The organism is Cryobacterium adonitolivorans (assembly GCF_004402695.1).
GTDB lineage: Bacteria > Actinomycetota > Actinomycetes > Actinomycetales > Microbacteriaceae > Cryobacterium > Cryobacterium adonitolivorans.
Map to the genome: position 1 here is coordinate 1 of NZ_SOFL01000055.1, position 12,931 is coordinate 12,931.

11 protein-coding genes are annotated in these 12,931 nt (G+C 69.6%); 8 read left to right on the plus strand and 3 right to left on the minus strand.

Annotated elements, in window-relative coordinates; genetic code table 11:
• The first annotated feature begins 349 nt into the window (after positions 1–349).
• Both E3O42_RS16445 and E3O42_RS16450 read left to right on the plus strand, forming a co-directional pair.
• Positions 350–1,786 (plus strand): flavin monoamine oxidase family protein, encoded by a 1,437-nt coding sequence (locus tag E3O42_RS16445; RefSeq protein WP_134455076.1) that lies wholly within the window; start codon positions 350–352, stop codon positions 1,784–1,786.
• A gap of 277 nt (positions 1,787–2,063) precedes the next feature.
• A complete protein-coding gene (locus E3O42_RS16450) occupies positions 2,064–2,333 on the plus strand; it encodes a hypothetical protein (RefSeq protein ID WP_134455078.1) in 270 nt (89 codons plus the stop codon).
• Between the two features lie 63 nt (positions 2,334–2,396).
• On the opposite strand, the gene E3O42_RS16455 is transcribed toward E3O42_RS16450, so the two are convergent.
• The 3 genes from E3O42_RS16455 to E3O42_RS16465 all read right to left on the minus strand — a co-directional run bounded on the left by E3O42_RS16455 (position 2,397) and on the right by E3O42_RS16465 (position 4,720).
• Positions 2,397–3,167: a Pr6Pr family membrane protein gene (locus tag E3O42_RS16455; RefSeq protein ID WP_134455080.1), complete on the minus strand. Its 771-nt coding sequence runs from the start codon at positions 3,165–3,167 to the stop codon at positions 2,397–2,399.
• A gap of 61 nt (positions 3,168–3,228) precedes the next feature.
• A complete protein-coding gene (locus E3O42_RS16460; protein ID WP_420897896.1) occupies positions 3,229–3,498 on the minus strand; it encodes an acylphosphatase in 270 nt (89 codons plus the stop codon).
• Positions 3,499–3,697: 199 nt separating this feature from the next.
• Positions 3,698–4,720: a LacI family DNA-binding transcriptional regulator gene (locus E3O42_RS16465; RefSeq protein WP_134455084.1), complete on the minus strand. Its 1,023-nt coding sequence runs from the start codon at positions 4,718–4,720 to the stop codon at positions 3,698–3,700.
• Positions 4,721–4,859: 139 nt separating this feature from the next.
• On the opposite strand from E3O42_RS16465, the gene E3O42_RS16470 reads away from it, so the two are divergent.
• From E3O42_RS16470 to E3O42_RS16495, 6 genes are all read left to right on the plus strand, one after another.
• Positions 4,860–6,923, plus strand: a complete 2,064-nt coding sequence (locus tag E3O42_RS16470) for a beta-galactosidase (protein WP_134455086.1) — start codon at positions 4,860–4,862, stop codon at positions 6,921–6,923.
• Positions 6,920–7,861: a carbohydrate ABC transporter permease gene (locus E3O42_RS16475; protein WP_134455088.1), complete on the plus strand. Its 942-nt coding sequence runs from the start codon at positions 6,920–6,922 to the stop codon at positions 7,859–7,861. The genes E3O42_RS16470 and E3O42_RS16475 overlap by 4 nt, the downstream gene beginning before the upstream one ends.
• Positions 7,858–8,778 (plus strand): carbohydrate ABC transporter permease, encoded by a 921-nt coding sequence (locus E3O42_RS16480; protein ID WP_166788027.1) that lies wholly within the window; start codon positions 7,858–7,860, stop codon positions 8,776–8,778. Before E3O42_RS16475 ends, E3O42_RS16480 begins: the two co-directional genes overlap by 4 nt.
• 99 nt (positions 8,779–8,877) lie before the next feature.
• Positions 8,878–10,206 (plus strand): ABC transporter substrate-binding protein, encoded by a 1,329-nt coding sequence (locus E3O42_RS16485; protein WP_134455090.1) that lies wholly within the window; start codon positions 8,878–8,880, stop codon positions 10,204–10,206.
• A gap of 164 nt (positions 10,207–10,370) precedes the next feature.
• Positions 10,371–12,470 carry an alpha-galactosidase gene (locus E3O42_RS16490; protein WP_134455092.1) on the plus strand — a complete coding sequence of 700 codons (2,100 nt, stop codon included), beginning with the start codon at positions 10,371–10,373 and terminating at the stop codon, positions 12,468–12,470.
• Between the two features lie 52 nt (positions 12,471–12,522).
• Positions 12,523–12,931, plus strand: a 409-nt coding sequence (locus tag E3O42_RS16495) for an NAD-dependent epimerase/dehydratase family protein (protein ID WP_166788028.1), incomplete at its 3' end; no start/stop codon positions are given.

Consider the following 12,931-nt stretch of genomic DNA (forward strand, 5'->3'; position numbering starts at 1 on the left):
ACCGCCCCCGAAAACGACTCGACGCAGCCACGCCCCGCGAAGCCCTGAACCAGCTACTCTCAGACCAACAAGACGGCAGTGTTGCATCGACCGGTTGAATCCACCCCCGATGTGCCGGCAACAATTGTCCGCAGCGGCAACAGTCACCGCCGCCGCGGGCGGGGTCCGCCCGTCGCCAGACCAACCCCACGCGCCTACGCGCCCACCCGCCCAGCCGACGCGCCCGACCCGCCGCCTGGCCCGGCGCGCCCGGGACTCGGTCGAAACCGGGCGGCGACGGCCTGAGGTAGCGTGAGGGGTACCACTGCGAGGGGCCGAGAGGAGTGCGTCACGTGACGCGAACACTGCCATGAAACGTCGGACCTTCCTGATCAGCTCCCTGTCCGGGCTCTCCCTGCTGGCGCTCAGCGGATGCGCGCCGCCCAAACCCGCACCGACGGGCACGCCAACCCCCACGGCCACGCCGGCGCCGTCCCTCGTGCCGCAGCCGCAGGACATGCTGCGCAGCTCCTGGTCAGACGACCCGTTCGCCCGCGGGTCCTACAGCTTCGCGGCGGTCTCGTCGACGCCGCAGCAGCGTGAGGACCTCGCCGAACCCATCCTCGACCGGCTCTTCCTCGCCGGCGAGGCACTCTCCGACACCGCCCCCGGCACCGTGCAGGGCGCCCGCGGCTCCGGTCAGCGTGCCGCCAGGGACCTGACGTCCGTCGCCGAACCCGGCGAGCGGGTGGCCGTGATCGGCGCCGGTGCCGCCGGCATCGCTGCCGCCCGGCTGCTCAGCGACGCCGGCTTCACCGTGCTCGTGATCGAGGCCCGCGACAGGCTCGGCGGCCGCATCCATACAGTTAACAGCGACTCATGGCCGATGCCCGTCGAACTCGGCCCGTCGTTCATTGTTGCCAGCAACGCCAACTCCCTCGACGAGGAGCTCACCGGCCTCGAGGTCTCGCACGCCCCGTTCGCACCGACGCCCGAGGCCCGCACCCCGGACGGCACCGTCACCCCGGTCTCGCCCGTCGGCGCCGACACCGTCACCGCCGCACTGGCCTGGGCCGCCGAGCAGGCCCAGGACACCTCCCTGGCCAAGGCCCTCGTCGCGACCGGCTCCACCACCCTGTCGATGACGGATGGTGAGGCCGGCGTCTCCGACGCCGACTGGCTGGACTACCAACTCGCCACCTCCACCACCCTGGAGTCCGGCGCCCCGGCCGACGAGATGTCGGGCTGGTATGCACCCGCCCCGGCGACGACCGCCATGGACGACATCCGCATCGTGCTCGGCGGCTACGGCACGCTGGTCGACGACGACGCGGCGGACCTGGACGTGCTTCTCTCCAGCGTGGTGACCCGGGTGGGGTACACCGACACTTCCGTCAGCCTGCGCCTGGGCACCGGCGAGTCGCTCACGGTGGACCGCGCGATCGTGACCGTGCCGCTGGGTGTGCTCAAGAGCGACGTGATCGAATTCAACCCGCCGCTGCCGTTCGCGCACCGGGGCGCGATCGCCGCGCTGGGGATGGGCACCCTCGACAAGATCTGGCTGCGCTTCGAGGAGCCGTTCTGGGACACCGACGCTGCCGTGTGGACTACGGTCGGGGACGACACCCTCGACTTCAGGGTGTGGGTGAACATGATGCCGATCACGAACGAGCCGATCCTGGTGGGCTTCGTCAGCGGCAAGCAGGCGCTCGGGCTGGCGAAGTCCGACGACACCGAGTTCACCGACGCCGCGCTGCGCAGCCTCGAACCGTTCGCGATCGTCGCCACGGCCACGCCAGCGCCCTGACCGGCCCTTCTGCCCGAGGTCTCCGGGCAGGGGGAAATACCGCTAAAACATTAACGAGCAAAGCTCAGAGTTCGGGTGTAAGCTCCACGAAACGTCTAGTCGGTGATGGGGCCGCCCAACTTAGGGACACCCCCACGGGGAGATCCAGTCGTTTCCTGACTGGACGTGCCGACGGAGTTCAGAGGGTGCCTCACGCCGTCGGCCACCGGGTGCGGTCGCGATCCTGGTGTCCCACGTGCACCGCGGCCAATGCCAATTCTGATTGACCGTGTGAGCCATGTATATTCTGACAAGTCTTGATTCCGTGTCGTTGCTGGACTTCGACACCAACCTGCCGTGCGAAGGCAGCCACCACCACCGGAGCCTGAGCGGGCATGCTGCCGCCGAGCCCGGCGCCTACATGGTGATCTCACCGTGCTGCGGCCCCAAGGTGATCCAGTGCTCGCCGCGCGTCTCGGCGATGCAGGCCTCCGGCGTTCTCTACTGCGGCACCTGCGAGTCGGAGCACCTCACCAGCCAGTACACCTTCCTTCCCGTCGAGCTGTAGCAGCGAGCCCACCCGGCCGGCCGACATCCGCTTGATGCGCCGCCGGGGTCGGCCCCGTCGGTGCTAGTTCGGCACCGACGACGCGCGGTCGCCGTGCGGGCGGGGGCGCCAGCTGAGCCGCGACGTCGCCACGAGCACAGCCGCGATGCCCAGGAACAGCACCACGGCGATCAGGCAGTACAGCACGGTCTCGAGCGGGCCGCTCACCTGGGCGGGGTCGAGGAAGAAGTACGGGTACCAGCCCACGAACGAGCCGCGCACGAACGTGAAGGTGCCCCAGGCGATCGGGTACGGCAGGACCCAGCGCAGAAAACGCCACGACAGCCGGGCCTTGCCGGTGTCGGTCAGCCAGTCCAGCAACGCGATCGTGGGGATATAGAAGTGCAGCACCTGGCTCGGCCAGGGCACCTCGATCGTGTAGTCCCGTGATGACGACTGGATGACGATGGTGAGGAATACGAATCCGGACACCAGTATGTACGTCGTCACGACCGCCCGGAACAGGTCCAGCCACTGTGGGTCCTTCTCCTGCCGGAACGCCACGATCGCGCCGAGGACGAACGCGACCACCGCCGCGATCGCGCTCTGCACCGTGAAATAGGTGAAGACGTTGTACGCGGCGAAGGTAGGAAACAGCAGCACGTACTCGTAGTTGCCGATCAGCCCGGCGATCCCGGCGACGGCCAGCAGTAACCGGCCGATGCCGTAACCGGACCGCAGGGTCAGGCGTTTGGGCACGCGCAACGGCTCGCGCGCCTGTGGTTCCTCCCGCAACGGGGAGGAGTGGCGCACCGTCGGTCCCGTCCGGCCGGGACCGGATGCCTGCGCGCCCATACTCCCACGGTACGCCAGAGAGCCGGTCGCCCGCCGCCATCGCTGCCATCCGGCCCCGTTGCTACAGGCGAATGCTGAAACTCGCCTCGCCGTGCTCGGCCAGGTCGGTCACCTGCACCGATTCCACGCTCGCCGAACGGGGTCCGGTGTGCAGCCAGGTCAGCATCCGTTCGATCGCGTCGTCGTCGCCCTCGATCTCGGCCTCGACCGCGCCGTCGGACCGGTTGCGCACATACCCGCCCACGCCAAGGGTGCCGGCCTGCGCCTCGGTGTAGTACCGAAACCCCACGCCCTGCACCATCCCGTTGACGATCACTCGCTTGCGACTCACGCTCCCCATTCTGTGCGCCCGCCGCTGCCTCGACAACCCCGGCCGTCCGCGTCGAGCGCCGTCTGGGTCGTAACTGTTGCCCATCCGGACTTTTGCGCCCGGTGCGCCGGACGCGATTGTCCGCAGCGGGAACAGTCGGGCCCGCGGGGTCTCGACAAGCTCGACCATCGGTGCGGGGCGGGGGAGGCCGGCGCCAACCTCAGGCGGAGTTCCGCCAGACTATTTCGGTGTCGAGCAGGATGCCGCCCAGCTCGGCGGGCTCGCCGCGCAACTGGCTGAGCACCGACTCGGCCGCCCGCTGGCCGAGTCCGTTGGCGGGCTGGCGCACCGTGGAGAGCGGCGGTTGGCAGCGCAGCGCCCAGGCGCTGTCGTCGAAGCCGACGATGCCCACGTCGCCCGGCACGCTGCGGCCGGCCTCGCGCAGCGCGCTGAGGGCGCCGGCGGCGATCACGTCCGAGGCCGCGAAGACCCCATCGATGAGCGGGTCGCGGGCCAGCAGCGCGCGCATTCCGTCGCGGCCGTCGGCGTAGGTGTAGAGCGGCACCGGGGCCACCAAGGAGGAGTCGAACCGGTCGCCCAGGGCATCCGAGAACCCGGCCAGGCGGTCGGAGCCGGAGTCGCGATCCAGGGCCGCGGCGATCATGCCGATGCGGCGGCGGCCGGTGCCGATCAGGCGCTCGGTGATGGCGCGGGCGGCGGCGCGGTTGTTGATTCCCACGTACGGCAGGTCGCGCAGGTCCTGCGGATGCCCGACGAAAGCTGCGGGTAGGTCGAGCCGCTCGATTACCCGTGTGATCGGGTCTTGTTCCCTGGCGGACACGACGACGACACCGTCGACGAAGCCGCCGCTGAGGTACCGCGCCACCCGTTCGGTGTCGCGCTCGGACTCGATGACCAGGCTCACCATCTGGTAGTCGGCCTGGGAGAGGGCGGAGTTGGCGCCGAGCAGGATTTCGCCGATGTTGGGGTCTTCGAGGAACAACGAATGTGGTTCGTGCACGATCAGGCCCACGGCCTGGGAGCGTTGCATGACGAGGTTTCGGGCGGCGGTGTTCGGCACGTAGCCGACCTTCTCGATGGCGGCTTCGATGGCCACACGAGCCTCGGCCGAGACGTACGGTTCGTTGTTCACCACCCGGCTCACGGTGCCGCGGGACACCCCGGCCTCCGCGGCAACGTCGTGGATCGTCGCGCGCTTGCGCCGCCCCGGAATTGTCACCATTCGATAACTGTACCGGTCGGCTCGCTTGACACGGCGGCCTCGCGGTACTTACTCTGTGTACGTTCACAGACACTCAACGAGGAGTCATTTTGTTCCTCGCTCTGTGCACGTTCACAGACGTAGCATGAAGCAGGAGCAGATGACCACGCCAGTAGCCACCCCGGCCGTGACCCGTCAGGTCACCCCGACGACCCCGTTCGTGCAGAACGGCATCGCCTACGGCTGTGACTACAACCCCGAGCAGTGGGGTCCGGACGTCTGGGCCGAGGACGTGCTCCTCATGCAGCAGGCCGGCGTCGACCTTGTCGCCATCAACATCTTCGGCTGGTCCGCCCTCGAGCCTGCGCCGGGGGAGTACGACTTCACCCTGCTCGACACCATCGTGGACCTCCTGCACGCGCACGGCATCCGGGTGAACCTGGGCACCGGCACCTCCTCGCCGCCGCCGTGGCTGACCACCCTGCACCCCGAGATCCTGCCGCAGACCGAGGACGGCAGCACCCGCTACCCCGGCGGCCGCCAGGCCTGGTGCCCCAGTTCGCCGGTGTTCCGCGAGCACGCGCTGCGCCTGGTCGAGCAGGTCGCCCGGCGTTTCGGTGCCCACCCCGCGGTTGCGCTTTGGCACGTCTCCAACGAACTCGGCTGCCACAACGCGCTCTGCTACGACGATGACACCGCCGCCGCGTTCCGCCGCTGGCTGGAAACGAAGTACGGGAGCATCGCCGCCCTCAACGCCGCCTGGGGCACGAGCTTCTGGAGCCAGCGCTACACCGACTGGGCCGAGGTGCACACCCCGCGGCTCACCCTCTCCAGCCGCAACCCCGGCCAGGTGCTCGACTTCCACCGGTTCAGCTCCGACGAGCTGCTCGGCTACTACCGCGCCGAAGAGGCCGTCATCCGCCGGCACAGTACCGTGCCCGTCACGACGAACTTCATGGTCGCCGCGCACATCCGCAACCTCGATTACTGGTCGTGGGCATCCGCCGTGGATGTGGTCGCCAACGACCACTACCTCGACCACCGGCTCGCCGACCCCACCACCGAGCTGGCCTTCGCCGCCGACCTCACTCGCGGGCTGGCCGGCGGCGGCGCCTGGTTGCTGATGGAGCAGGCCACCAGCGCCGTCAACTGGCAGCCGCTGAACCTGGCCAAGACGCCGGGCGAGCTGACCCGCAACTCGCTGGCGCACGTGGCCCGCGGCGCCGACGCGATCTGCTTCTTCCAGTGGCGCGCCTCCCAGCAGGGCTCGGAAAAGTTCCACTCCGCGCTGGTGCCGCACGCCGGCACCGACACCGAGCTCTGGCGGGAGGTGGTGGCGCTCGGCGCCACCCTCGACAAGCTCGACGAGATCATCGGCAGCCGGGTCGTGGCGGATGCCGCGATCCTGTTCAGCTGGGAGGCCTGGTGGGCCGGCGACGGCGAATCCCGGCCGTCCCAGTCGGTGACCTACCTCCAGCAGGTGCACGCCGCGTACACCGCGCTGCACCGGCTCGGCGTCACCGTCGACATCGTCTCGCCGGATGCCGACCTGGCCGGCTACGCCCTCGTCGTGGTGCCCGCGCTGTACTTGGTCACGGACGCCCAGGCCGGCAACCTGTCCGGCTACGTCGCCGCGGGCGGCCACACCCTGGTCACCTTCTACAGCGGCATCGTCGACGAGGACGACAGGGTGCGTCTCGGCGGCTACCCCGGTGCGTTCCGCGACCTGCTCGGCGTGCGCGTCGAGGAGTTCGTGCCGCTGCGGCCGGGCACCACCGTGGGCCTGGGTGCTCCGATCGGTCTGGCCGCCGGCGCCGCGGGGACCCTGTGGACCGAACGCCTGCAACTGGCCGGCGCGGAGGCCGTGGCGCACTACACCGACGGTGCCCTGCCCGGCGTTCCCGCACTCACCCGCAACCGGCACGGCGCCGGCACCGCCTGGTACCTGGCCACCGCGCCCGACGCCGACACATACCGCGACGTGCTCCGCACCATCGCCGGGCAGGCCCACGTCACCGCCGTCGGTCCGGAGGGCGACGGCCTCGTCGAGGTCATCCGTCGCGCCGCCCCCGGCCGTTCCTACCGCTTCATCATCAACCACGGCGACACCGACGTGGAGGTGAGCGCGGCGGGGGTCGAGCTCGTCACCGGCGCCGACATCGCCCGCACCCTGCGCGTACCGGCCGGAGCCGTACGCGTTCTCAGAGAGGACATCGCATCATGAGCGCACCAGCCCTTCCGGCCGCGGATGCCCGGAGCGCGGGTCCCCGCAGCCCGGCGCCCCGGCCCCGCAAGATCAAGGTCGCGCACCCGCGGGCGATCGCGATCTTCATCGTGCCGTTCGCCATCCTGTTCACCCTGTTCTACCTGGTGCCGATCGGCTACGCGATCTACCAGTCGCTGCTCGTTGTGGAGCGCGACGGCACCTTCGGCAAGGCCACCGAGGTGTTCGGCGGCCTGACCCAGTACATCCTGGTGTTCCAGAACGGCCCGTTCTGGGAATCCATCACCCGGGTGCTCGCCTTCGGTGTGGTGCAGGTGCCGGTGATGCTCGGCCTGGCGCTGCTGTTCGCGCTGCTGCTGGACAGCCCGCTGCTGCGCGGCAAGCGCTTCTTCAGGCTCGCCTTCTTCGTGCCGTACGCCGTGCCCGGCGTCATCGCCGCGATCATGTGGGGCTTCCTCTACTCGCCCAACCTGTCGCCGTTCACGGCACTGACCAGCAACGTCAGCTTCCTCTCCGCAGACCTGGTGCTCTGGGCCATCGCGAACGTCGTCACCTGGGTCTACGTGGGCTACAACATGCTCATCATCTACTCGGCGCTGCTGGCCATCCCCACCGAGATCTACGAGGCCGCCCGCCTCGACGGCGCCGGGCAGCTGCGTATCGCCTGGTCGATCAAGATTCCGCTGATCATGCCCGCGATCGTGCTCACCGGCATCTTCTCCATCATCGGCACCCTGCAGCTGCTCGCCGAGCCGCAGGTGTTCCGCTCCTTCAGCTCCGCCGTGACCAGCACGTTCACCCCGAACCTGATGGTCTACTCCACCTCCTCGATCCCCAACGTGAACCTCGCCGCCGCGTTCAGCGTGGTGCTGGCCCTGGCCACCTTCGTGCTCTCGTTCTCGTTCCTCAAGTTCACCCAGCGGAAGGAAGGCAAATGAGCGCCCTCACCGAGACGCCCACCGTCGCCCGTCCGTCCAGGCGCCCGACCCGGCGCACCGAGAACGCGCCGAAGGGACCCAAGGAGAGCCCGCTCTCCCGCGTCGGCGCGATGACCGTGATGCTGGTCTTCACGCTCTACTTCCTGATCCCGATCTGGTGGCTGTTCGTCGCCGGCACCAAGAGCAGTAGCCAGTTCACCAGCACCAACCCGCTCTGGTTCGCCGACTTCAACCTTTTCGCGAACATCGGCAACCTCGTCGCGTACCGTGACGGCGTCTTCCTCAAGTGGATGCTCAACAGCGCCCTGTACGCCGGAGCCGGAGCCCTGCTGGCGACCCTGTTCGCCGCGATGTGCGGCTACGCCCTGGCGAAGTATCGCTTCCCGGGTCGGGAGCTGCTGTTCAACATCGTGCTCGGCGGTGTGCTCGTGCCCGCCACCGCACTGGCGCTGCCGCTGTTTCTGATCTTCAGCCAGGTCAGCCTCACCAACACCTTCTGGGCGGTGTTCCTGCCCAGCCTGGTCAGCCCGTTCGGCGTCTACCTCACCCGCATCTTCGCCTCGGCGAGCGTGCCGGACGAGCTGATCGAGGCCGCCCGCCTCGACGGCGCCGGCGAGGTGCGCACCTTCTTCACCGTCTCAGTGAAGCTGATGTTCCCCGCCCTGGTCACGGTGTTCCTCTTCCAGTTCGTGGCCATCTGGAACAACTTCTTCCTGCCGCTGATCATGCTCCGCGACGAGACCCTCTTCCCGGTCACTCTCGGCCTCTTTGCCTGGAACTCCCAGGTCAACCAGATCCCCGAGCTCCGCGGCTATGTGCTCATCGGCGCGCTGCTGTCGATCATCCCGCTGATCATCCTGTTCCTGCTGCTGCAGCGCTTCTGGCGCAACGGCCTCGGCGCCGGCAGCGTCAAGTAACCCACCGACTCTTCCCGACCGTTCCACCTGCTTCACCCCCGCACCATCCGTGTCACCTTGCACCACTCCTTTTCAGCGAAAACCCAACGAAGGAAAACAATGCGAATCACCAAAAGAGCGGCCACCGTTGCCCTGCTCACCGCAGCCACGGTTGCCATTACCGGCTGCTCCGCCGGCGGCGGCTCCACCGACAGCGCCGACGCTGCCTGCGAGCCCGCCGAGGGCAAGGTCGAGCTGACCTTCACCTCCTGGATCCCCGGCATCGAAGACGTCGTCGACGTCTGGAACAAGGCCAACCCCGACATCCAGGTGGCCGTGCAGACCGGCCCGAACGGCAACGGCGGCACCTACGCCAACTTCTTCAACCAGCTCGAGGCCGGCAACGCGCCCGACCTGGGCCAGATCGAATACGACGCGCTGCCCAACTTCCGCGTGCAGGACGGCCTGGTCAACCTCGCATCCTGCGACGGCGTGATGGACGCCAAGGCAGACTTCGTCGACTGGACCTGGGGCCAGGTCAGCTTCAACGAAGACGATGCCGCCTACGCCATCCCGCAGGACTCCGGCCCGATGGCCATGTTCTACCGGGCCGACCTCTTCGAGGCCAACGGCATCGCGATCCCCACCACGTGGGAAGAATACGCCGTCGCCGCAGAGCAGGTGCGGGCCACCGGCGCGTACATCACCAACTTCTCACAGAGTGACATCAACCAGTTCGCCGGGCTCGTCTGGCAGGCCGGCGGAACCTGGTTCGGCAACGACGGCACGGACTGGACCGTCGACCTGACCGACGAGACCTCCATCAAGGTTGCGGACTACTGGCAGGACCTGATCGACCGGGACCTCGTCTCGACGCAGCCGCCGTGGACCACCGAGTGGGACAACGCCTACAACACCGGCGCGGCCTGGACCTGGAACTCCGCGGCCTGGGGTGCGAACTCCATCGCCAGCGGCGCGCCAGACACCGCCGGCAAGTGGGCCGTGGCTCAGTCCCCGCAGTGGGAAGCCGGCGATGAGGCCAGCGGCAACTGGGGTGGCTCGTCCACCGCGGTGTTCACCGGCTCCGAGCACCCGTACGAGGCCACGCAGTTCGCCCTGTGGCTGAACAGCTCGAGCGAGTCGCTGACCATGCTCAACAAGGCAGCCAACCTGTACCCGGCCGCCAAGGCCGGTCTGGACCTGCCCGTGCTCAAGGAAGGCGTGGAGTTCTTCGGCAACCAGCCCATCTACGACGAGTTCGCCACCGCCTCCGGTCAGGTATCGGCAGACTTCGTCTGGGGTCCGACCATGACGCAGACGTACAACGACGTCTCGGATGGCTTCAAGGCCGCGGTCAGCGGCAACGGCACCCTCGCCGAGGCCCTGACCACCGGTCAGAGCGCCACCATCGACGCCCTCAAGGCGCAGTCCATTCCTGTCAAGGAGTAGAGCGGTCTATCGCCCGATCGGCTGAACCCGTACCGCCCGGCGCTTCTCGCGCCGGGCGGTACGGTCGTGTATGACGGTCCGCGAGATCGGCTCGCTGGGTCTCGACAGGCTCGACCAATGCACGCACTTTCATTCCTCTTTCATCCATCGAAGAAAGCCGCCTCATGATCCACCACCTCCGTGCCGCGGGCACCAGCCTTGTTCTCGACGCCTCCGGCGCGGGAGTTCCGGTGATCGTGCACTGGGGCGCCGACCTCGGCGAGCTGTCCCCGGCCGACCTGGCCGCGTTGGCCGCCGCGAGTGTGCCGCCCGTGGGCCCCAGCTCGCTCGACGTGCCGCTGCGGCTGAGCCTGCTGCCCACCCTCGCGGCGGGCTGGAGCGGCCGGCCCGGCCTCGGCGGCTTCCGGACCGGCGCCGGCCAGATGGACCTGGCCCTCGGCCTCACCGCGGTGCACGAGCGAGGCGCGAACGCGGTGACCATCGAGTCGGCGGATGCGGACACATCCGTCACGGTCTCGACCGAACTCGAACTGACCGAACAGGGTGTGCTGCGACTGCGGCACACCCTCACCAACACCGGCCAAGGCCCGTTCGAACTCGCCGGCCTCGACGCGATCCTGCCGGTGCCCGACCGGGCAGCCGAGCTCCTCGACTTCACCGGGCTGTGGAGCCACGAACGCCGCCCGCAGCGCAGCGTGCTCGGCCAGGGAGTCTGGAGCCGCGAGTCCCGGCACGGCCGGCCCGGCCACGACGACTCCTACCTCACCGTGGCCGGCACCCCCGGCTTCGGCTTTCGCCGCGGCGAGGTGTGGGCCGTGCACCTGGCGTACAGCGGCGACAAGAGGGTCTGGGCGGAGCGCAGCGCGCTCGGCTACGCCGCCCTCGGCGCCGGGGAACTGCTCACGCCCGGCGAGCTGAGCCTGGCCGCGGGCCAGAGCTACACCAGCCCGTGGACCGTGGCGGTGTACTCCGACGCGGGCCTGGACGGCCTCAGTGCCCGGTTGCACCCGTGGATCCGGTCCTGGTCGACGATCACCGGCCCGCGCCCGGTGCTGCTGAACACCTGGGAGGCCGTGTACTTCGACCACGACCTGCCCACCCTGAGCCGGCTCGTCGACGCCGCCGCGCGGGTGGGCGTGGAGCGGTTCGTGCTCGACGACGGCTGGTTCTCCGGCCGCACCGACGACCAACGGGCCCTCGGCGACTGGTTCGTCGACGCCGCCAAATGGCCGGAGGGCCTGCACCCGCTCGTCGAACGGGTGCACGCGGCCGGCCTCGACTTCGGCCTCTGGGTGGAGCCGGAGATGGTCAACCCCGACTCCGACCTGGCCAGGGCGCACCCGGAATGGCTGCTCGGTTCGGCATCCGCCCCCACCTGGCGCGGCCAGCGGGTGCTCGACCTGGCCAACCCGGATGCCTTCGCCTGGCTGCTCGAGCGGCTCACCGCGCTGCTGGCCGAATACCCCATCGAGTACCTGAAGTGGGACCACAACCGCGACCTGCTCGGCGGCTCCGCGCACCGGCAGACCGCCGCGCTGTACCGGCTGATCGACGCCGTGCGCGCCGCGCAGCCGGGCCTGGAGATCGAATCCTGCGCGTCGGGCGGCGCCCGCATCGACCTGGGCATCCTCGAACGGGTGGACCGGGTCTGGACCAGCGACACCAACGACCCGCTGGAACGACAGCAGATCCAGCGCTACACGAGCGTGCTCGTGCCGCCGGAATACCTCGGCGGCCACCTCGGCGCCGCGACCGCGCACACTACCGGGCGCACCTCGGCGCTGGGCTTCCGGCTGGTCACGGCGCTGTTCGGCAGCGCCGGCATCGAGTGGGACCTCACCCAGGCCACCCCGGCCGAGCTCGACCAGATCGCGGCCTGGATCACGATATATAAGGAGCGCCGGGCGCTGCTGCACAGCGGAGTCGTCGTGCATGCCGACGGGTCGGACCCGGCGATTGAACTGCACGGCGTGGTGGCGACGGATGGCGCATCCGCCGTGTTCGCGCAGGTCGCGCTGGCCGCGCCGCGTACTGCTCTGCCCGCCCCGATCCGGTTCCCCGGCCTCGACCCCGCCCGGCGGTACCGGGTGCGGCCGCTGCTCGTGGGCCCGGCGCCGGGTACCGTGCAGACCGTGCCGCCGGCGTGGCTGGCCGTGGACGCGGGGGAGCTGGTGCTCACCGGAGCCGTGCTCGCCGAGGTGGGCCTGCCCGCCCCGCTGCTCACCCCCGAGCAGGCGGCCCTGTTCAGCCTCGACGCGGTCTGACCGCGTCGGGCCCGCGTGCCTTCGTGGGGCTGGGCGGCACTAACGTAAGGGCATGACCGACCAGACCTCGTCGCCCCGTCGCCCAGCGCTGACGGGCAGCATCCTGGTCACCGGGGCCTCCGGCACCGTGGGGCGGGCCGTTGTGGATGCCCTTGCCGCGGCGGGCGAAACCGTGGTCGCCGGCATACGCGACCCCCGGGCCTGGATCGCGGAGGGTGCCCGGCGCGCGAGCGGCACCGCGGCCGGTCGGCAGCCCGCGGGGCACGGCACGGCCCGACCCGGCACGGCTCGGCCAGGCACCGCCGGTTCCGGCACCGAGCGACTCGGCACCGCGCATCCCGGTGGCAAGCCGCTGCGGGCACCCAACCAGAAGCCGGTGCGCAATCCGGCCCACAAACCGGGCGGCCTCCCCGCCTCGTCGGCGCCCGGCCGCACTGTCGGCGGACCCGGTGCGGGAGCCG